The 22,337-nt window shown below is 39.6% G+C and carries 18 protein-coding genes; 3 read left to right on the forward strand and 15 right to left on the reverse strand.

The genetic code is table 11. The features are described 5' to 3' along the window. Window positions 1-68: 68 nt before the first annotated feature. From yhaM to FC748_RS21100, 3 genes are read right to left on the reverse strand one after another with little or no spacing between them, the layout of a single operon-like run. Window positions 69-1,004 carry a 3'-5' exoribonuclease YhaM gene (gene yhaM, locus FC748_RS21090; protein WP_108031277.1) on the reverse strand — a complete coding sequence of 312 codons (936 nt, stop codon included), beginning with the start codon at window positions 1,002-1,004 and terminating at the stop codon, window positions 69-71. Beyond that, window positions 1,001-3,889, reverse strand: a complete 2,889-nt coding sequence (locus FC748_RS21095) for an ATP-binding protein (protein ID WP_238600232.1) — start codon at window positions 3,887-3,889, stop codon at window positions 1,001-1,003. The genes yhaM and FC748_RS21095 overlap by 4 nt, the downstream gene beginning before the upstream one ends. Before the next feature lie 8 nt (window positions 3,890-3,897). Continuing rightward, entirely contained in the window at window positions 3,898-5,112 is a 1,215-nt protein-coding gene (locus tag FC748_RS21100; RefSeq protein ID WP_108031281.1) for a metallophosphoesterase family protein, read from the reverse strand. A 289-nt stretch (window positions 5,113-5,401) separates the two neighbouring features. Here FC748_RS21100 and FC748_RS21105 point away from each other — a divergent pair, with 289 nt between their 5' ends. Further along, window positions 5,402-5,587: a YhzD family protein gene (locus FC748_RS21105; protein WP_024362299.1), complete on the forward strand. Its 186-nt coding sequence runs from the start codon at window positions 5,402-5,404 to the stop codon at window positions 5,585-5,587. A 252-nt stretch (window positions 5,588-5,839) separates the two neighbouring features. Here the strand turns inward: FC748_RS21105 and FC748_RS21110 are convergent, their stop codons facing one another. Then, on the reverse strand, window positions 5,840-6,622 hold the full coding sequence (locus FC748_RS21110; protein ID WP_024362300.1) for an enoyl-CoA hydratase: 783 nt from the start codon (window positions 6,620-6,622) through the stop codon (window positions 5,840-5,842). A gap of 139 nt (window positions 6,623-6,761) precedes the next feature. Between FC748_RS21110 and trhO the strand changes: the two genes are divergently transcribed. Continuing rightward, window positions 6,762-7,733 (forward strand): oxygen-dependent tRNA uridine(34) hydroxylase TrhO, encoded by a 972-nt coding sequence (trhO, locus tag FC748_RS21115; RefSeq protein ID WP_024362301.1) that lies wholly within the window; start codon window positions 6,762-6,764, stop codon window positions 7,731-7,733. A 66-nt stretch (window positions 7,734-7,799) separates the two neighbouring features. Here the strand turns inward: trhO and FC748_RS21120 are convergent, their stop codons facing one another. Then, entirely contained in the window at window positions 7,800-9,464 is a 1,665-nt protein-coding gene (locus tag FC748_RS21120; RefSeq protein WP_108031283.1) for an FAD-binding dehydrogenase, read from the reverse strand. An 812-nt stretch (window positions 9,465-10,276) separates the two neighbouring features. Here FC748_RS21120 and serA point away from each other — a divergent pair. Next, window positions 10,277-11,884, forward strand: a complete 1,608-nt coding sequence (gene serA / locus FC748_RS21125) for a phosphoglycerate dehydrogenase (RefSeq protein ID WP_024362303.1) — start codon at window positions 10,277-10,279, stop codon at window positions 11,882-11,884. 158 nt (window positions 11,885-12,042) lie between these two features. Here the strand turns inward: serA and FC748_RS21130 are convergent, their stop codons facing one another. The 10 genes from FC748_RS21130 to FC748_RS21175 form a co-directional block, all read right to left on the reverse strand. Then, the gene (locus FC748_RS21130; protein ID WP_108031285.1) at window positions 12,043-13,518 is read right to left on the reverse strand and encodes an aldehyde dehydrogenase; all 1,476 of its coding nucleotides are present in this window, start codon (window positions 13,516-13,518) and stop codon (window positions 12,043-12,045) included. A 13-nt stretch (window positions 13,519-13,531) separates the two neighbouring features. Continuing rightward, window positions 13,532-13,729: a 2-hydroxymuconate tautomerase family protein gene (locus tag FC748_RS21135; RefSeq protein ID WP_024362305.1), complete on the reverse strand. Its 198-nt coding sequence runs from the start codon at window positions 13,727-13,729 to the stop codon at window positions 13,532-13,534. 16 nt (window positions 13,730-13,745) lie between these two features. After that, window positions 13,746-14,537, reverse strand: a complete 792-nt coding sequence (locus FC748_RS21140) for a 2-keto-4-pentenoate hydratase (protein WP_025220518.1) — start codon at window positions 14,535-14,537, stop codon at window positions 13,746-13,748. A gap of 20 nt (window positions 14,538-14,557) precedes the next feature. Then, entirely contained in the window at window positions 14,558-15,571 is a 1,014-nt protein-coding gene (gene dmpG / locus FC748_RS21145; protein WP_108031287.1) for a 4-hydroxy-2-oxovalerate aldolase, read from the reverse strand. A 15-nt stretch (window positions 15,572-15,586) separates the two neighbouring features. Then, window positions 15,587-16,471: an acetaldehyde dehydrogenase (acetylating) gene (locus FC748_RS21150; protein ID WP_108031289.1), complete on the reverse strand. Its 885-nt coding sequence runs from the start codon at window positions 16,469-16,471 to the stop codon at window positions 15,587-15,589. Window positions 16,472-16,473: 2 nt separating this feature from the next. Beyond that, window positions 16,474-17,262 (reverse strand): 2-keto-4-pentenoate hydratase, encoded by a 789-nt coding sequence (locus FC748_RS21155; RefSeq protein ID WP_025220521.1) that lies wholly within the window; start codon window positions 17,260-17,262, stop codon window positions 16,474-16,476. Window positions 17,263-17,272: 10 nt separating this feature from the next. Then, entirely contained in the window at window positions 17,273-17,752 is a 480-nt protein-coding gene (locus FC748_RS21160) for a flavin reductase family protein (RefSeq protein ID WP_108031291.1), read from the reverse strand. A 105-nt stretch (window positions 17,753-17,857) separates the two neighbouring features. Beyond that, window positions 17,858-18,823 (reverse strand): catechol 2,3-dioxygenase, encoded by a 966-nt coding sequence (locus FC748_RS21165; RefSeq protein WP_108031293.1) that lies wholly within the window; start codon window positions 18,821-18,823, stop codon window positions 17,858-17,860. Window positions 18,824-18,843: 20 nt separating this feature from the next. After that, window positions 18,844-20,382 (reverse strand): 4-hydroxyphenylacetate 3-hydroxylase N-terminal domain-containing protein, encoded by a 1,539-nt coding sequence (locus tag FC748_RS21170; RefSeq protein ID WP_108031295.1) that lies wholly within the window; start codon window positions 20,380-20,382, stop codon window positions 18,844-18,846. A 170-nt stretch (window positions 20,383-20,552) separates the two neighbouring features. Further along, window positions 20,553-22,337: a XylR N-terminal domain-containing protein gene (locus FC748_RS21175; protein WP_108031297.1), complete on the reverse strand. Its 1,785-nt coding sequence runs from the start codon at window positions 22,335-22,337 to the stop codon at window positions 20,553-20,555.

Genomic DNA, 22,337 nt, shown 5'->3' on the forward strand with positions numbered 1-22,337 from the left:
CGTGGCTTGTCGATAGAAAAAAGGGTTACGCTGATAAAGCGTAACCCTTTTTATTTCCTTTTTGTTTACTAAATACTTGGCTTGTAAAACGAACGATTATCGAGTGGGAATAGTCGCTCTGTAAATTCTCCAGGAGCCGTTTTACCCAATGCTCGCGTAAGCATATTCATTTTTGCATCAATATTATCAATATAATGTAAGATTTCCGCTTCTTGAATCATCGGTTTTTTCGGACTGCCCCATTCTTCTTTCCCGTGATGTGAAAGTACTAAATGTTGTAAAAGCATCACTTCTTCGCCTTCGATTCCAAGCTCACTTGCAATTTTAGCTATTTCATTGACCATAATGGTAATATGACCAAGTAAATTCCCTTCCACTGTGTACATTGTTGCCACAGGTCCAGATAATTCAACAACTTTACCTATATCGTGTAAAATAATGCCCGCGTATAACAAATCACGATTTAACGTTGGATACAAATCAGCAATTGCTCTTCCTAGTCTCAGCATCGATACCATATGATCCAGCAAGCCAGAAGCATAATCATGATGGTTTTTTGTTGCTGCTGGATATACTAAAATAGCATCCTGGTGCTTTTTAATAGCTGCACGTGTAATACGAGAAATATTCGGATTTTTAATATCGAAGAAAAATTGCGTTAATTCTTCGTAAAGCTGTTCTTTTGGAGTAGCTGCAGAAGGAACTAAATCATTTACTGCAATTCCCTCCTCTGGTTTTGCCACACGAATCGTTTTAATACGTAATTGATTTTTCCCGCGATAGTCGTGAATTTCTCCACCTACATGGACAATCGCCTCTGCATGATACATTTTTTCATGCTCTTCGTTTGTGTCCCATAGTTTCGCCTCAATATCTCCACTTTTATCTTGTAGTAATAGTGACATAAATGGCTTACCTACAGTGGTAACCCCTTTTGTCGACTGTTTAATTAATAAAAATTGATCAACTGATTCTCCTACTTGGAGCGTCGTAATACCTTTCATGTGGACGTCACTCCCCTTTCATTTGCTAGTGCTCCTAGATCGACAATTTGTTCTTTTTGCCAAAGTTCGAGCATCCCTTCATGGCAAGTAAAATATAAAATTTGACGTTCATATCCTACTTCTTTCATCAATTGTACCATTTTGTTTGTACGGTTTCGATCAAAATGGACAAAAGGATCATCCATAATAAACGGGAATGGTGCTGAAGTTGCAAGGGTTTTCGCAAGTGCCATTCGCAGAGAAATATAAGCTTGCTCCTTTGTGGCTTGTGATAATTCTGCCACATGATAGCGTAATCCAGAAACAGCTTGTGCTTCGAAATAGCCTTCTTCATGAATAAAGAGCTTATCGTAACGACCAGCTGTTAAGGAGTGGAAAATAGCATTTACTTGCGTAAGGACATGTGGCAATTTCTCCTCACGTAGGCGGAATAATGTTTCATGAATTGCGGTTGCCAACATTTTTTTACTAGCCCATTGTTCTATCAGTTGTTGCAATAGTGCTTTTTCTTGCTCAAATTGTTGCAGCAATAGTCCATATTTTTCATCATTGAGCAATTGTTCTTTTTCAATCTGCAATGTAGCTCGTTCTTCTAGACATTGATCAATTGTTACTTGAAGGGCATTACGCTCTTCCTCTAATGCGTGTATTTTTTCGTAAAGTTGTGCCCCATTTAGCAAACGCTCTTGCTGCTGTATTTCTAAAGAAGCCAACTGATTTTGAATTGTTTGTAATTGTGCCTGTAGTTTTTGTTGCTGCTGAAAGTGCTCAAACATCTCATAAAAAGCGTGTTCTGAATTGACATTTGCGCTAGTAAATAACTGTGCGATTTGTGATTCATAGTTTTGCAAAAGTGATTGTACCTCTTGCTTTTTTGATAGTAGCTGGGCAACTTGTTCTGTTGTTTGCAACATTTGTTGTTGTGCCTGCTGAATCGCTAAATAGCTTGCACGCAGATGCATAAAAATTTCCTGCTCACTATATTCATTTTTTAAAACTTGCTGTATCGCTTCATAAAGCTCGTTTTTTTCATTTTGTATCGCATGCAAAAGCTTGAATGTGCTCCTTTGCTTTACGTCCATTTCCTGTACAGTGCGAATGCGCATAAACAACTCCGGCAATAAAGTCCTTGGCACATTTCCTTCTAAACGAAAACGCCGCAAAAAGTTTTCCAGCATTTGATTTGCTTCAGCGCTTGTTTGTTCAGCTTGTTGAATTTTATGTTCGAGCTGTGCATATTGGCGTTCTTTGTCGCGCTGTTGTTCATTAGCTACTATCCACCGATCTTCAAGACGCTGTTTTTTCGCAAGCAACTGTTGAACTAAGTGTTCTTCTTGCTCTAGTTCTTTTAATAAGTGGCTATTACGCTCCAGCGGCTCTTCTTCCACTTGTTTAACATGTTTTAAAAACAATAAGAATAATAACCCTAAGATGGCTCCAATCACAATGACCGCCCAATTCTTTTCAACAACACCATAAACAACTGCCACAATACTTAAAGCTAACACGAGATAGATAAAAAGTATCGGTTGCTTCGGTTTCGAGCGTTGTAACGGAACATGTCGTAATTGTTCCAAGCGCCTTTTTTTCTGGGGCCACTGTGCTAAAATATGTTCTTCCTCAGCAGTTAATGCCTCCTGTTGAAGCTGCTTTTTCTGTCTAGTAATGCTATCTAATTCCTCATGTATTTGCTCCAATGATTTTAAATAAAACTTTAACTCTTCTTCTGTTGTACTTAATACGGTCAAGTGTCGTTGAAATTGTTCCTCTTGTTGTAAAGATACAGTTCCCTCAAGAAGTATTGCTTGCGCTTCATTTTCTTGCACACCTAATAAACGAAACTGGGCTTCGATGTCTTGCTGTAAGACAAATAGCTCGTCCTTTAAGTTCTGTTCTTTAACAACAAGCTGATTCCACGTTGCTTCTTTATGCATCAGCCTTGTCATTTCTTCAATGGTCTGTTCATCCGCAGTCAATTGTAGCTTACTTTGTAGAACTTGATATTGGTCCTCTAGTTGCGTCAGTTGCAACGTTTCATGCGTTAATCGATCTTTTAACTGTTCATAGCGTCTAATCCCTTCTGGAGGGAATTGAACAGGTGCATTGCTATTCAGTGACTGCTGTAGCTTATCTTGCTGTTCAATAAGTGGCAGCGCTTGTTTCATGATAGTAAGTTGTTGCCATTCATGTTGCAATGTTTTTTGCTGGTTGTATAATTCCTTTAACTGGTGTTCGAGATGCTGTAATTTGAGCGACTTAGCTTCAAAGGTCTGAATGGTCGCCTGTTCTTTTTTAATCGTCTTTTCAAGCTGCTTTAAATGTTCAATCTTTTGATTAATAAGTGGTAGCTTCCCAGATTTTTTAAAAAGTTCGCCAGCATCTTTGTCTAATTTCTTTTCAAGTGCAGATAGTTGGTGAATACCGGTCGTTCCCGATGCGAGCAATAAATGCGTCAGTTCATCCTCCGACATTTTTTCGATGCCTTGTAGTTCATGAATGGAAAATGAAAAAATAGCTTCGAATGATGCGCGTGAATAGCCATACAAAAGCTTCGCTAACAGTTCCTCATGCCCCTTTGTACCATCTTCTGTATAAACTGTGACATCGCCCGTTGCCTTTCCTTTTACACGTTCAATTGTACACTGACCATATATTGGGTGTTGAATGGTCAACTGACCGCCAAATTTAGGTGATGTCTTCGGCTCATATTTCCGCTGGCTTTGCTGCTTTGTTGGAAAACCAAAAAGCATCTGCAATATAAATTGTTGGATTGTCGTTTTCCCAGCTTCATTCATACCGTAAAAAATGGTCACACCATCTTGGAGGGAAATGGTGATATTTTCATGTTTACCAAAGCCGTAAATGTGGATTTTCTGTATCGTCAACAAAGTTCTCACACCCTTTGAATTTCATCCGCTAATAACGCCTGCGCCTCAAGCTTCAAATGCTCAATTTCTCGTTCCGTTAAAGGTTCAACAAATCTCGCACCACTCGCATGTTGGTACAAATCCTTTAAAATATCCTTCCACTCCGTAATGTCCCATTGATCCATAACGCTTATGACCGATTGTGTTATAGCTGTCGATTCAGAAGAAGCTATACTTTTGTGGATAAATAGTTTTTGCACCCACCCCATCGGTTCAATGCCATCCTCTGCTTCCCGAATAGTTTCTAGCCATTCATCTATCGTGGCATGTTCAAATAATGTTTCAGCTTCATCATCTATATGGTGTAAGTGCAAGTCAATAACTGATGCACCATATTCCATGCGATTGTTGGCGATAGCCTCCTCGCATTTTTGCAGTAACTCGTTAGCATGCATTACATTTGTACAATCCACTTCCACGACGTTATAAACAACAGCAGAAGTTGGTACAAATGTTAAATTAGCTGTGGTTTGTGACAAGGTTACATCGTAAAATCCTTTTACACCTTGTTCATTACGATGGCGGCTTTGAATATTGCCTGGATAAACAATAGGTGGTTCTTTGTGTAATAACTGTCGTTTATGAATATGGCCAAGCGCCCAATAATGATATCCTTTTGCAAGAAGTTGTTCTTTTTTAAATGGTGCATAAACCGCGTGCGTTGAATCACTGGCTTCACTGCCATGCAACATACCTATATGGATTGCATGCTGATCCTGCGCCACTGGATAATGATGGATCATCGCTTCTTTTACATGACGCTGACCATAGCTGAAGCCATAAATATTGACCTGCTGACCACGAATTTTTAATTGCACAACACTCGTATCTGCTGGTAACTCGTAGACATTGCTTGGCAAGGCAAAGCGTGTCCAAGAACCATGTAAATGATCGTGATTGCCATAGCTGACAATAACGGGGATGTTATGCTCAAAAAGTGTTTCCATTGCTGTTTGAAAACGTCTTTGTGCCTGTAAGCTACGATTTTCTCCATCATAAATATCCCCAACAATCAGCAAGAAATCTGGTCTTTCTTCGATTGCCCTATGAATAATTTTATCAAATGCTTCAAAGGTACTTGCTCTAATTTTCTTAAGATTACTGTCAGGTAATCCAAATAAGCCTTTAAAAGGACTATCTAAATGTAAATCTGCCATATGGAAAAAACGAATTGCGGACATCTAATCACCTCTATAAATAAATTGAATCTCATCATTAAGTCTAGATTTTAATTTTTTTTGTAGATTTGTGCCTATCTACAGAATGGATGAATCAAAAGCGAATATTTGTTCTATTTTATCATACTTCCTACAATATGAGAAACGAATTCATGTAACAGCTCTTCTTAAGGTTGTACTAAATTTTCCACAATTTTCGTAAATTATCGAAATATTCGCTAGATATACCGTGAAGTTTATATTTCTTCTATGTATAATAGAGATATAATTTAGTAAAGGGTGGGGTTTGTGTATGAATAATTATCGTTTTACAGCTTTTGAGAAAACTGGTGAAACTTTGTATGATGAAACTTGGACATTTGAAAACGATGAAGCTGCAAAAGTAAACGGTCAACAGCAAATCGAAGAAAAGGGAGTTGCGGAAAAAACACATCGCCTTGTTAACTCTTCTGGAAAATTAATATTATTCCATGTTTAATTGATGACGCATGTCACATTGTAATTAGCTATATCTTTGAAAATAGGTAAGCCCCGCCACTTCGCTTTTTGTGGTCGAGCATCGAGCATTCTCTTTTGCATCATGCATGCAACGGAATCTCGTTGTCTCGCTACAGAAATGTTCGTGGCGGGGCTTACGTTGTATAGTCTATTGTTATCAAAACATCAATCGTACTTTTATCCAGCCTGTTCTTTGCTAAGCTGTGACCTATACCTCAATTACAGGAATGCCTTATTGTCCTACAAAGACAGGTGTTCTTTTTTCAACAAATGCATGAATGCCTTCTAAATGATCTGCCGTTTTTCGCATAGCTGATTGCCCTTGAGCTTCCATCGCTAAAATGCTCTCTAATTGAGGCATATTTTGACTATGCAAAATTCTTTTTGTCATAATCATTGACGCAATTGGTGAAGCAAGCATCTTTCCTACTAACTGATCAGCCACTGCAAAAACCGACCCTTCAGGTGCAACATAATCAATTAAGCCTACGCTATGTGCTTCCTCGGCTGTTAGCACTTTTCCTTCCCAAATCATTTGTTTTGCCTTTACGGTACCAATTCTTTCCTTCATAAAGAAATGACCCCCACCATCTGGTATTAAGCCAATCCCGATAAAGTTCATTGCCAGCTTGCTATTTTCACAAGCAACGATAATATCTGCACCAAGTGTTAAACTAAATCCTAACCCCGCTGAAGCACCATGAACTGCTGCTATTACAATCATTGGTAGTTGGTAATAGGCCTTAACAATACGAGTTAAATAGCCCATTGCCTCATCAATATTTAACGGCTTATTAGGATCAAGCATTGCTTTAATATCCCCACCCGCAGAAAAAACTTTACCTTCCCCGCGAATAACTAATACCTGTATTTCCTGTTCTTGCTGTAATGCTTCAAAGCACTCCGCTAATTCACGCATCATCACATCATCCATTGCATTCATAGCTTGTGGTCGATTGAGTGTTAATGTTGCACGACGCTCTAATTTTTCTAATGTAATTGTTGAAAATTCCATGTCCCACACCCCCAAATATGAATAGTCATTCACTATGTACTATTCGTCTTTTTTTGGAAAACTCCTTCTGTTCTACGCAAAATAGCTGTTGTTATGCTATATTTAATGTCGAATAATGAAATTAAAGGTGGGTATTTTTGTGACACAAAAGGACTTTCGTGTATTACTTTATTATAAATATGTTGCTATCGAGGATCCTGTAGCATTTGCAGCAGAGCATTTAGCATTCTGTAAAGAACTTGGTTTACTCGGTCGTATTTTAGTAGGATTAGAGGGCATTAACGGGACAGTATCTGGTACGGTTGAGCAAACTGAACGCTATATGAATCATATGAAGGCAGATCCTCGTTTTAAAGATATTATGTGGAAAATCGATGAAGCAGAAGGACATACCTTTAAAAAAATGCATGTACGTCCTCGTAAAGAGATTGTCCACCTAGGGCTAGAACAGGATATTAACCCATTAGAAATAACGGGCGATTATTTAACACCTAAGGAATTTATGACGCGTATGCAGGCAGATAATACCGTTATTATCGATGCCCGAAATGATTATGAATATGATTTAGGACATTTCCGTCATGCTGTGCGTCCAGATATCGAAAACTTCCGTGATCTTCCTGCTTGGATGGAGGAACATAAAGAGGATTTTGCTGGTAAAGATATTTTAACTTATTGCACAGGCGGCATTCGCTGCGAAAAGTTCTCTGGTTGGTTAAAGCGTGAGGGCTACGGTGAAAGTGTCGGTCAATTACATGGCGGCATTGCCACGTATGCTAAAGACCCTGAAGTTCAGGGACAATTATGGGATGGACAGATGTTTGTTTTTGACCGCCGTCGCAGTGTGCCGATTAATCAAGTAGAGCATGTGATTGTTGGCAAAGACTATTTTACAGGAGAGCCAACAGAGCGTTATACAAATTGCGCGAATCCGGAATGTCATAAATTAATGCTATGCGAGGAAAAGCATGAGGCATTTTATATGCGCAGCTGTTCAGATGATTGCCGACGCGCAAAACGTAATTTCTTTGTTGAAGAAAATGGCTGGACAAAAGAGCAAGTGGAAGAACAAATCGCAAAAATTGCACAAGTTCAACGTCAAATTGTTTGAGTGACTGGCACTGCGGGCACGTTGTAAGCCGCAAGCGGCTTACATTTCGTGCTTCCCGCAGATACCCTAATTGTGTGAGTGACTGGCACGGGCTAAATATCGTCCTACTTGCCGTCCAGTGAATAAACATCCTCCAACAAATGTGCCTTCCAACGCGCGGTATCCGTGTACCCCACCGCCACCGAAACCACTCACTTCTCCAGCTGCAAATAACCCTGGCATTGGTTGACCGTCCATACCAATTACAGCCCCATCTAAATTGGTTTGTAACCCCCCTAATGTTTTACGGGTTAAAATATTTAAGCGCACCGCAATTAATGGCCAATTTTTTGTATCCAACATTTTATGAGGCTTTGCAACGCGCACGACCTTATCACCAATATAATTTCTCGCTCCGTAAATGGCATTCACTTGGACATCCTTCGTAAATTTATTATCCATTTCGCGATCTCGTGCTAGAATTTGTTCCTTAATTTTTATAAAATCAAGCAAGTCATTACCTGCAAGCTTATTCATACCATCGACGAGTTGCTTTAAATCGTTCGCTATAACAAAATCCTCACCATGATTTTTGAATGCTTGAATCGGCGCAGGTGGACCAGGCAATATACGTTTCAGCAACTGCGGGATGCTTCTATTTGTTAAATCTGGATTTTGCTCTGAACCCGATAAAGCAAACTCCTTTTCAATAATTTTCTCCGTTAAAATAAACCATGAATAATCATAACCTGTTTTTTGAATAGCCTCTAATGTACTTAATGTATCAAACCCTGGAAAGTTGGGTGTCCCAAAGCGATTTCCCTCGGCATCAAACCACAAGGAGGAAGGGCCTGGTAAAATACGAATACCGTGATTGGGCCAAATTGGATCCCAATTTTTCAATCCCTCTGTATAATGCCACATACGATCACGATTAACGATACGGCCACCTACATGTTCAGTAATTTCTAGCATTCGGCCGTCTACATACGCTGGTACACCACATACCATATTTTTTGGTGGTGCCCCAAGTCGAGATGGCCAATTTTTGCGCACTAAGTCAATATTGGCACCAATACCACCACTTGCAACAATAACCGCATCTGCTTCATAGGAAAATGCACCAATGCCAAGACGCGAGCTTTGCTCTCCACGTTGGGCAAAGCTTTCTGCTAAAATTGTGCCACTTATTCCTGCAATTTTGTCGTCTTTTTGTATAAATTCATCAACACGGTGCCTCGGCTTAAAATCTACCAAGCCATCCATAATCGCTTTTTTCACTTTATCGGCAAATGGCTTTACAATCCCTGGGCCTGTTCCCCAGACAATATGAAAACGCGGAACTGAATTACCGTGACCACCTGCTAATGAGCCCCCACGTTCAGCCCAACCAACAACAGGGAAAAACTTTATTCCGAACGATTTAAGCCAAGCGTATTTTTCTCCGGCAGCAAAATCTACATACGCTCGTGCCCATTTGTAAGCCCATGCATCCTCATCTTGCAATCGGTCAAAACCAGCAGTCCCTAGCCAATCCTGCCATGCAAGCTCTTTACTATCCTTAATGCCAAGCCTCTTTTGCTCTGGTGAATTTACTAAAAAGATGCCACCAAAAGACCAAAATGCCTGTCCCCCCATCGAATTTTCAGGCTCCTGATCCACTAACAGTACACGCTTCTTCGCATCTATTAATTCACAGGCGGCAACAAGTCCAGCCAGTCCAGCACCAACAATCGCTACATCGTATTTCATACCCACACCCCCTAAAATCTAAATCCAGCTTTCTTTACATACATTCTTCTCTTGTTGTTGCTTTACCTTCTAACTTATTATTACTTTGCAAAAAATGTTTCAGCACAAAATTGTTCGCCTTCCGCATCAAAATAAAGAAAGTTTATTGGAAATAATCTATTATATTCCAATAATTATTTATTGTTTTTTTATCATTTCATTCTCTAGAAATCCCCATGTCACCTGTCTTGACAGATTCGTTAGCGCTTACATTGTCCTCTACAAAAAGACGAACGTTATTAAATTAAAAAGTTAATATAGTTCGTTTTTAGGTATTTTTCAGACTTTTGAAGTGAGGAATTTTAATCTTTTTTCGATTTATTGTTGACAAAGGTGAACAATAAGGATTATGATGTTATCAAATTTAATCACACAAAAATATAACGACGGAGACACGCTAGTCGAAAGAAAATCCAAAGAGAGCTGATGGTTGGTGTAAATCAGTGATTTCTACGATATAGTTCCACTCCCGAATAGATAAGCCGAAACTGTCAAAGTAAGCCTATCCGTCACATGCACGTTACGCATATAGCTAAGACTGCAACGAAATCCTTTCGTTCAGTGATTAAGGGTGGTACCGCGAACCTATATTTATTCAGCCTTTCGCCCCTTACGACACAATACCTGTGTTTGTAAGGCGTGGAGGGCTTTTATATTGTTTCGAATAAAGAAAGGAGATTGTTTGCATGCTGTAAGATGCCGCAATATTACAAAATCCGGACTGTCACATAGAGACACCACTAATAATTTTATTTAAAAGGAGCTAATTACAAATGACAACTGCAACAAAAACTATTAACGTATTTATCGCTGACCCACTAAGTGAAGATGGTATTTTCCCACTACGCCAAGAAAAAGATTTAAACTTAAACGTTATTATTGATACTGGGCTAGCACCAGAGGAGTTAATTGCAAAAATCGCTGATATTGACGTATTACTTGTGCGTTCTCAAACTACTGTGACACGTGAAGTAATCGAAGCTGCAAAAAATTTAAAATTAATTGGACGTGCTGGTGTAGGTGTTGACAACATTGACCTAGCTGCTGCAACAGAGCATGGTATTATCGTAGTCAATGCTCCAGATGGTAACACAAACTCTGCAGCTGAACATACAATCGCCATGATGACTTCTCTTGCTCGTCACATTCCACAAGCTTTCAACACACTGAAAAACGGTAAATGGGACCGTAAATCATATGTTGGGGTTGAGCTTAAAAATAAAACATTAGGTGTTGTTGGCTTCGGTCGTATCGGTGTAGAAGTAGCTTACCGTGCAAAAGGGCAACGTATGAATATTATGGCGTACGATCCATTCTTAACTGATGAACGTGCAAATGAATTAGGTGTAACAAAATCTACTGTAGAAGAAATTTGTGCTGCTGCTGATTTCATTACAGTACACACACCATTACTTCCTGAAACACGTAACCTTATTAACAAAGAAAAATTCGCTATGATGAAAGATGGCGTACGTATCATTAACTGTGCACGTGGTGGTATCATCAATGAAGACGATTTATATGATGCGATTGTAGAAGGCAAAGTAGCAGGTGCAGCACTAGACGTATTCGTTTCTGAACCAGCGACTGATCATAAATTACTAACTTTACCACAAGTGATTGCAACACCTCACTTAGGTGCATCTACAATTGAGGCGCAAGAATCTGTAGCCGTTGACGTTTCTAATGACATTATTAAATTCTACAAAACAGGTACAGTAACAAACCCAGTTAATATGCCTTCAATTCCAAAAGAACTTCTTGCACAAGTAGAACCTTTCTTTGAATTAGCTGAAAAACTTGGTTCATTCTTATCACAAGTTACAGTAGAGCCTGTAAAAGAGATTAACTTATCTTATGCTGGTGAAGTAGCAAATTACGACGTACGTCCTTTAACTTCTAATGCATTAAAAGGATTACTAGCTAAAAACCACGGCAACCATGTCAATGACGTTAATGCTCGCTACTTATCTGAACGTATCGGCATGAAAATTAACGAACATAAAACAACTACTGCTAAAGGCTTCACAAGCTTAATTACGATTGAAGTAAAAACAGCAAATGAAACACATACAGTAGCTGGTACATTACTAAATGGCCTTGGCGCACGTATTGTAAAAGTAGAAAACTATGTAGTAGACGTTGTACCAGAAGGACACCTTCTTTACATTAAAAACACAGATAAACCAGGTGCAATTGGACGTGTGGCAACGAAACTAGCTGAAAAAGACATCAACATCGCTACGATGCAAGTGGGACGCGCTGAAGTTGGCGGAACAGCTGTTATGATGCTAACGATCGATAATGTAGTGACAGAAGAAGATTTAAAATTCGTTGCACAACTTGAAAACATCGACGAAGTAAAAGCAATTGACCTTTAATCATTAACATAAGCAAGCAGAGAGTGATTACTCTCTGCTTTTTCTTATTCATGAAAAACGGAGTTTATTTTAACAAGCTGGGACAAAAAGAAAAAGTGTTAGATAATCTAACACTTTTGGCTATGCCGTTGTTGTCTGCCTTACTTTTTGTTTAAGTATTATTTTAACGCAATACAAATATTTTTTGCTTCGGTGAAAAATTCTAGACTATGGTGACCACCTTCACGCCCTACGCCGCTCTTTTTAAAGCCGCCAAACGGGGCACGTAAGTCTCGTACAAACCAGCAATTGACCCAAATTGTTCCCGCCCGCACATCATGTGAAATACGATGTGCACGCTGTAAATTTTCCGTCCAGACCACTGCATTCAATCCATATTCTGTGCCATTTGCAATCGCTAATGCTTCCGCTTCTGTGTCAAATGGAATAATCGTCACGATTGGCCCGAAAATTTCCTCTTGGCAAATACGTGCTTGAGCATTTTCCTGCAAATATATAGTCGGTTGTAGGTAATATCCAGTACTTAAATGTGCTGGTAATTCAGGACGTTTGCCACCATAAATAAGCGTAGAGTTTTCATATTCAGCGATGCTTAAATAGCTAGTTACTTTGTTGTAATGGGCTTGACTTACGACTGGTCCCATATTTGTTTTAGCATCTTGCGGATCGCCAACAACTAATGCTGCAGCCGCTTCTTTAAAGCGTGAGAGGAATTCATCTAAAATAGTACGCTGCACTAAAATACGTGATCCTGCTAAGCATACTTGACCCGAATTCATAAATGCTGCCTGAATGGAGACAGGAACGGCCTTATCTAAATTGGCATCTTCAAAAATAATATTAGCTGCCTTTCCACCTAATTCAAACGATACCTTTTTTAATGAATCTGCACCATTTTTCATTATAGCTTTCCCTGTTGTTGTTTCCCCCGTAAAAGAAATTAAATCAACTTCAGGATGTGTCGTCATAAATTCTCCTGCCGACTGAACACCAAAACCATGCACGACATTAACGACCCCATCTGGAATGCCAGCCTGTTGTGCTATCTCCCCAAGTAACGATACGGTTAGTGGAGTAATTTCTGCTGGTTTAATAACTGCCGTATTCCCTGAAGCTAAACATGGCCCAAGCTTCCATGTTGTCAGCATAAATGGTAAATTCCATGGTGTAATTAATGCAGCCACCCCAACTGGCTCATAACGCGTATAATTTAAATACGCATCATCCATTGGATATACCTCACCACCTTGCTGTTCCATAAAATCCGCAAAAAACTTTAAATTTTCTGCTGCCCGTGGGATTTCACGCTCTAATGCTACTTGGTAAGGCTTCCCTACGTCTAATGCTTCTAAGCGTGCTAACTCTTCTTTGCGTTCGATGATGATTTCTGCCATCCGTCGAATTTTTGCACAACGTTCCGATAGTTTCATCGTTCGCCAAGGACCTTCTTCAAAAGCTTGACGTGCAGCTTCACAAGCACGATCCACATCTTCAAAACTAGCTTCGTGAACTTTTGCAATAATTTCCTGAGTCGCTGGATTCTTCACCTCGAACAATGTTTGAGAAGAAGATTCTACATATTCTCCATTTATGAATAGTTTAACTTCCTTCAATTTCGTTTGTGTATTTGCCATGATAGACCACTCCTTACTCTTCATTTTGTCGACGTTGGATGGACTTTCCTGCAATCCCCCAATGAGAACTTGGGATTTCATTTAAACATACACGAACCGTTTCCAGTGGTGCCTCGAGTACCGAAGAAACGGTTTTACTTAGTTCTTCTATTAATAGTTCCTTCTGTTCTTTCGTTCGCCCCTCAATAAACGTTACTTGAATAAATGGCATCTCGACTCCTCCTTATCTATCGCTCCACTTGAACAGATAATGATTCCATTCCATCAAAACTGACAGTAAAGCTATCTCCTGCATGCATTGTAGCAGAACCAGTTAGTGCGCCACTAAGTACAATATCCCCTGCTCGAATATGCTGACCACGGGCAATTAATTTATTCGCCATCCATGCAATGGCTCTTGCTGGATGCCCCATAACGGAACCTGCTGTACTCGTCGCAATCATTTCATCATTTTGTGTAAAAATACAGCCCATATTAACCAGATCCACTTCATTCACTGCATATTTTTGAGAACCCACTATGTAGCGAGAGGAAGAGGAATTATCAGCGATTACATCCGGTAATGTAAAATGGAAGTTTAAATAGCGACTATCAATTATTTCCATGGCAGGTGCAACATACGCAGTTGCTGTCAGTACGTGCGCGACAGTCACTACTGGGCCGACTAAATCTTGCTTAAACACGAAGGCAATCTCTGGCTCAATTTTGGGGTGAATAAGTGATTTTAATGATATTGGATGTTGGGCATTGACCGCCATATTCGCTAATAACACGCCATAAGTAGGCTCATGCACTCCCATCATTTGCTGTTTAGCTTTGCTTGTTAAACCGAGCTTAAGTCCCGAGATGGATGTTTGCTCATGTTTGCACTTTAGTTCAATAAGTTTGTCTTGAATATCATAAGCTGTTTCAACGGTTAATTCTGGATAGCGCTCGGCAAACTTCGTAACCTCATACACATCCCGCTCTGCTAAATACAACGCATATGCAATTTGATCTAGCGTATCGGTTTTCATCATCGCTCGTTCCTCCATTCCCTTTATACTGACTGCTTAACAACTGCTAAGTTACGTGCAATCTCTGCTATTAAATCTTCCTGACCACCTACTGCTTTCATTTTGCCAAGTTCTACTAAAATTTCGCGTTCATCTACGTTATATTTTTTCGCTGCTTCTTGAGTGAAGAGTAAAAAGCTTGAGTAAACGCCTGCATAGCCCATCATTAAGCTAGACCCTGTTATTTCCTGTGATCGTGGCATAAATGGTGCTACTACTTCATTGGCAACGTCGATTGTTCGATATAAATCAATGCCTGTTTCATAGCCTAAACGATTGAAAACCGCTACCATCACTTCTGTTTGAGTATTTCCACTACCGGCACCTAAACAGCGTAAACTACCATCCACATACGTAGCACCTGCTTCGACTGCAGCCATCGTATTTGCCATAGCGAGTGATAAATTATTATGGGCATGGAAGCCAATTTCGCAAGAAACATGCGATTTTAGCGCAGCTACCCGCTCTTTCACCTCATGGGGAAGCATGGCACCTGCTGAATCTGTCACATAGATAATTTCAGCTCCATAACTTTCAAATAATTTCGCCTGCTCCACTATTACTGACGTCGGAGCCATATGTGCCATCATTAAAAAGCCGACTGTTTTCAATCCTAATTCTCGACTTAAATAAATATGTTGACTAGCAACATTGGCCTCGGTAACATGCGTTGCAACTCGCGCCATAGTAGCGCCCGCCTTCACAGCATTTTTCAAATCTTCCTTTAGACCAATTCCAGGTAATATTAAAACTGAAATCGAAGCATCACCACATTCTTCTTTTGCCGCAGCTATTAACTTCAGTTCATCCACTTTCGAAAAACCGTATTGCAAAGAGGAACCACCTAATCCATCCCCATGGGAAACCTCAAAGTATTTCACTTTTGCTTCTCCTAAACCTATTGCAACATCTCGCACTTGCTGCTCCGTAAATGCATGACGCATTGAATGACTACCATCCCTCAATGTCACATCTAAAATGGTTAGTTGTTTTGTCATCATCCTCACCTCCAATTAGTTCGACTTGACTGTTCCATGTTGCAACTTAGCCATTTGATTTCCGACTTGCACTGCTGCCGCCGTCATAATATCGAGATTTCCTGAATACGGTGGGAAAAAGTCTCCCGCCCCCTCAACTTCCAGAAAAACTGATATTTGTTGACCATCAAAAATAGGCGCACTCGTCATGCGATAACCCGGTACATATTGTTGTACAGCGCTCACAATCTCTTCAATAGCCTTTGTAATTTCTTCTTCCTTGCCACCTTCATTCACTAATACATGTACGGTGTCACGCATCATAATTGACGGCTCTGCGGGATTTAATATAATAATGGCTTTCCCTTTGTTTGCACCGCCTACTTCCTCTAGCGCCTTAGCTGTTGTGCGTGTAAATTCATCAATGTTAGCGCGTGTGCCAGGCCCTGCACTTTTACTCGCCACTGTTGCCACAATTTCTGCATACGTAACATCCACCACTTGATTAATGGCATACACAATGGGAATCGTCGCTTGCCCCCCACAAGTCACCATATTGACATTGTCAACTGCCACGTACTTTTCCAAGTTTGCACACGGCACAACAAATGGACCAATAGCCGCCGGTGTTAAATCGACTATCTTTTTGCCAAGTGCCAGTACTTGTTCACTGTGCGCACTATGGGCATTAGCAGTTGTTGCATCAAACACAATATCGAAGAGCTCTGGACGTGCAACTAAGCCTGCAATCCCATTTGTAATGGTATGATAGCCACGATCTTTCGCACGCTGAATGCCCTCTGATGTTGGCTCTATTCCCACCATTACACTCATCGTTAAATCCTCACTGCGCTCAATTTTGTACATTAAATCTGTCCCAATATTTCCAGAGCCTAGAATGGCAACTTTCAATTTGACCACTTTTATTTCTCCTCCTTTCTTTTAAACGTGGCGGAAACAGCACCAAGATGAGCAAACTCCGCTGTAAAACTATCTCCATCTTCTATCGTTACGGCTGATGTTAATGCGCCTGCTAAAACTATTTCCCCTGCTTGCAAGCCAATATGGTATTTACTTAGCTTGTTAGCAAGCCATGCTACTGCCCGTAGTGGATTTCCCATTACAGCAGCCGCTGCTGCACTATCAAAAAGCTCGCCATTGCGATAAACATTCATACCAATATGCGGTAAATCTACCTCAGTCAATTTTGTTGGTGTGCCGCCAATAATGACCATTGCGGAAGAACCATTATCTGCTACTGTATCTTCAAAATTAATTTTCCAATCGGTAATACGACTATCAATAATTTCTAAAGCTGGCACAATATAATCTGTCGCTTCGATAACATCCATCTCCGTAATAGAGGGCCCATATAAATCCTTCTTCAAGATAAATGCTATTTCAAATTCCAACTTCGGCTGAATAAAATGATTAAGAGAAATGGTTGCACCGTCCACCTCAACCATATCCGATAAAATATGACCGTAGTCTGGTTCTGTTACTTGAAATTGTTGTTGCATCGCCTTGCTTGTTAAACCTATTTTTTTACCGATAATGTGTTTGCCCATTTGTTGCTTTGCTGCAATTTGAAGTAATTGAATTGTATAAGCGTCATCGACAGTAATATCTGGTACAGTGGACGTTAATGGGGCAATAGGTCGCTTTGCTTCTTCTGCTTCTAATAACTTCTTTGCATAAAGTTGTCTATCCATTGTCAACCTCCTAAGCCTGCATTGTTGTTTCCACTGCAAGTGAGCCGTATCTTCCATTGAAAAATAGTAAGGGCTCTCCTTCTTCTAGCTGAATGTCCTTTACACTGCCGATAAATAAAGTGTGGTCGCCTTCAACATATGTGCTCGCTACTTCACAGCTTATTTGTGCAAGCGCACCCTCAATTGTTGGGGCCCCTTGTAAATCACTGAATTGGACCTCGCGCTTTTCTTTTAGTTGGCCGGAAAATAACATAGACAATTCTTGCTGTTGTGCTGATAAAATATTGACTGTAAATGTACCACTTTGCTTGATATGCTCAAGCATTGAAGCCTTCTCCCCGATCGAGATCACTACTAGTTTTGGATTAAGTGAAACAGACATGAACGCATTTGCCGTCATGCCATGAATAGTGCCATTCACATTTGTTGTAATGACAGTTACACCTGTTGCAAATTTCCCCATTGCATTTCTAAACAGACGATCATCCATTACATAACCTCCTCATCAATTAGTGCTGTCTCAAATACTAAAAAGTAGTAGTTAAGACAGCTATTTAGGCACGCTATTTATTAATCACCATTATTACTCACCTATTTATTTCACTGGAACTCTTACTGCACGATCAGGTGTGCCATATAAGAAATACTCATTAGGTAGAGGTGAGCCATACCAAATAATCGCCTCATCTAACTCATTTTCGCGCCAAGTGATTGGCTTCCAGTCAGGGTCAAAAATGAGATAACCAGAGTCACCAAATAATTCTACTCGGTTTCCACCAGGCTCCATTACATACATGAAATACGCTTGGCTTACACCATGTTTTCCAGGGCCCGCTTCTATTTGAATTCCGTTTTCTACGAAAATATCCGCTGTATCCATTAAATGCTGTGGATAGCCATACCAAAACGCAATATGATGGAAGCGACCACTATTACCAGTTTGATCGTTCATTAATGCCACTTCATGTACTAATGGGCTCACACTCATCCACGCACCAATTTCTTCGTTATTATTTAAGACAATTTGTTCACGTAGCTTAAAGCCTAAATGTTCCGACATAAATTCACGATTTTTTGCTACATCTCTACACATTAAATTGATATGATCTAAACGGCGGGCAGGGACACCCATTAATGGCCTTTTTTGTGGACGGCTTTTTAATAATGTTTTTTGATCTTCCGCTGGCTGGAAATAATCTACTTCCCACAAAATTTCTTGTTTATGACCATCAGGTGTAACAAATTGATAAGCACGACCATGCCCTAAATCGCCATCGATCCAACCTTTTCCATAGCCGCTTTTCTCTAACGATGCAACCCGTCGTTCTAACGCTTCAGGTGAACTTGCACGCCATGCCGAATGGCCAAGACCAGCTTCTTTACCTTCTGTTAACTTTAATGTGTGATGATAAAAATCCTCGTACCCTCGTAAATAAACCGATTGCCCTTCACGCGCTGTAATTTGTAGCCCCATATAATCGGTGAAAAATTTTAAAGATTCCTCTGGTTTTGGTGTAAAAAGCTCCACGTGTGCTAATTGTGCTACATCAAAATTTGTCATCCATCATTCCCCCTGATTTTTTATTTATTTGTAAAGTAATTCACATCATCCGGATTTACCCAAGTTGGGTCTGTCCAACCGGTTAAATCATAATCAGCCATACATTGCTCTGCAAAAGCGATAAACTCGTCTGTTTTCCCGCTTCCCTGTGCACCAAACAACGTTTGTAACCTTATGTCTTCATGGTTTCCAGCGTAATTCCGTTCATATAGCTCACTTCGACCACCGAATTCTGTACCAATCGCATCCCACAGTAGCTTGATTGTTTTAATTTTTTCAAGAGCCTCAATACCATTTGAACCACGATAAAGCTTATCCAATGTTGGACGGAATTCCTCATTTAAAAAGTCCCTTGCACTGGAAGGCTGTACAATTAAATTTCCTGCTACGATTTGCTGTATAATGCCTTTAATCTTCGGCCAGCCTTCCTGCAAAAATACACGATAGGCTAATCCACCATTTAAATTTGGAATGACAATACCATTCTCTTTTTTCTCTGGATTCAGCGCCATCGCATCACTTAATGACCAGAACATATGACGCCACGCCATAATCTCGCCTATATGCACTTGGACACCTCGGAATTGATCCGTACCTGCTGTCTTTAATGCCTTTAGCAAGACACCAATAATAAAATCTAATTTCACCGCTAAGCGCGTGACACCTTGGAACGTAAAACGATTAATGAATCCGCTTTCTACAAAGAATGAAGTCGTCTTCTGCATATCTTCATAAATTAAAATATTTTCCCATGGAATAAGCGCTTGTTCGAATACAAGTACGGCGTCATTTTCATCGAAGCGACTACTTAATGGGTAATCGAACGGACTTCCCATAATCGCTGACGTCATTTCATATGAAGCACGGCTTATAAGCTTCACTCCTGGAGCATCCATAGGTGCAATAAAAACCACCGCAAATTTTTTATCTTTGATAGGTAAACCATACGAACCAACGAAATTGTAGTTTGTGATTGCAGAGCCAGTAGCCACCATTTTCGAACCACTAACGATTAAGCCCTTATCCGTTTCACGCTCTACTTGAATAAATACATCGCCGACTTCATGCACGTCTTTATGGCGATCCACTGGTGGATTGACAATGGCATGATTGAAAAACCAATTGCGCTCTTGTGACTCTTTATACCAACGCTTTGCATTTTCTTGAAAAGGTGAATAGTATTCGGGATTTCCTCCGAGTGTTGCAAGGAAGGATGCTTTATAATCTGGTGTGCGTCCCATTTGTCCATAAGTGAGTTTTGCCCAAGCAACAATTGCGTCTCGCCCTTGAATTAAATCATCTGCGCTCCGTGCTGCTCGGAAGTACTTATGTGTATACCCCCCGCTCCCCGTATCCGTTTCACAAGTTAAAATATCTTTGTATTGCGGGTCATGCATGGCATCATATAAACGTGAAATCGATCGTGCTGAATTTCGAAAAGCTGGATGTGTCGTGACATCCTTCACACGTTCACCATGTAACCAAATTTCCCGACCATCCTTTAAACTTTCTAAATATTCCTGCCCTGTTAATGGCTTCGTACTTTGTTGAACAACCATTCCCTTCCCTCCTACAAATCTTTTTTCTTGTTTGACATGTCTATTTCAATTTAATACTTTTTGAATTTTTTGATAATTAACAAAAAGTATAGTCTTCTCTTTTTTTTCTTTAAAATTTGAAAGAAATTTTCGTATAAACTAGAAAAAGTCAGCGAAATCGCTGACTTTTCTCATTTTTCATTTTCTAAAGTTTTAATTGCATAATAAATTTTTAACGCTAAATGACAGCGAAAACGACCATCCCCTGTACGCATGTCTTCCTGCAATAATGATTCAATTTTTTCCATACGATAACGAAAACCAGGGATTGATAGATTCAAAGCTTTTGCAGTTTGATTGACGTTACCGCTATGGTTTAGAAAGACTTCTAACGTATGGACAAGTGTTGCATGATTTTGCTCATCATATTCCAATAACTGACCAAGTACCTCTTTATAAAACTGTAAAAGCTCTCTTGGATTTGTCGTTTTTAAAAATAACATAATATGCTGGAAGTTTTCATAAATGGCCGCTTGTGTTTGTTGTGGGGATGCGTAACGTAAAAATTGGCATATTAATTTCGCATCGTTATAGCTATTCCCGATTTCTTCTAACTTCTCTGCATTTTTTCCTACGCCAATTTGGAAAGTTGCTTGCTTAAAGCGCTCCATTACCCTTTTCGATAAACTACTAAGGAAATTCGACATATATTGAACATCTTTCTTGCAATCTTCAAGAATAAGCAGTACTTCCTGGTTTTTAATAAAGCACTCCACATTTAAATACTCAGTAGCTAAAAAGCTATGCACGATTTCGGGTTCTTCCTGTTCCATTGTTATAACGATAACACGATTATTTTTACTCGGATCAAAATAAAAAATATTTCGTGCTTTTTTAATAAGCTCCTCAGAGGGAGATTGTTGACTCATAACTTCATCTAAAAAATCCGATTTTTTCTTCCACTGCGATTGTGCGATTTGTATTTGTGTATATAAATAAATTGAAAAAACCGTTACAGCGCGTTCAATAATCATTTCCTGTTCACGTGTTAATGCTTTGTGACTTAAAATTACTAATGTACCCAATTGTTTTTTCATCGTCATAATATCATATTCATGGCGAAACTCTTTTTTCTTACGACTCGCTTCTATATAAAGACGTTCATCGTCCTCATGCATAAAATAGTAACCAATTGGTTTCATTAAGTATCTTCGTTCCACAGTTACACTGCATTGTAACGCATCACTTAACAGGTATAACAGCTGGTTTAATGTATATCCTTCAAGCATTGCATGTGTCATTTGTTTATGAATAGTGTCTGAATGCACAATGGAATTATTGAGACTTTTTAACTCATTAAATGTATTATCTAATTCATCAGCTAACGAAGTATCTTGAAAGTAGCGTAATATTTCCAACTGTTCTTCAGTAGCGTGCTCCTTTGTCCGTACAACAAATTTACAATAATCATCACATTTTCCCCGGCATTTTTCCTCAAAAACGACAATCTCTTTTGGATACGTTTTGGCTAAAAAGCCTGCTACATAACCGATTAATGTCCAACAAACACTTTCATCACTAAAACCAAAATGGCGGACATGTTCCTCTGCCTCGTAAGAATGAAACCATTTCCCTTCCATTTCAAATTTGTCATTAGTTATTTCTAATACATCAATTTGTACACTGACAACGCCCTCTAATGTATGAATGGCAGCACCAGCCCTAATTAACTCTTTTAACTCTTTCCAGTTGTACATTTTCTTGATAGAGCCACCAGCACTGTAGCCACACGCCCAGCCATATCGTAATAAAAAACCTTTTGCACGCTCCATATTCAAGGTTTGAATAATATCACGTCTAAAAAAGCCAAGCGCTTCAGCTGACTTTAAAATCATTCGATTCCCATTGAATTTTATAATGCCTGAGCGTGGATTAATATCTATAGCATTTTCAAACACTAAACGATTTGCTTTCAT

It is taken from the genome of Lysinibacillus sphaericus, from assembly GCF_005217585.1.
Taxonomy (GTDB): Bacteria; Bacillota; Bacilli; order Bacillales_A; family Planococcaceae; genus Lysinibacillus; species Lysinibacillus sphaericus.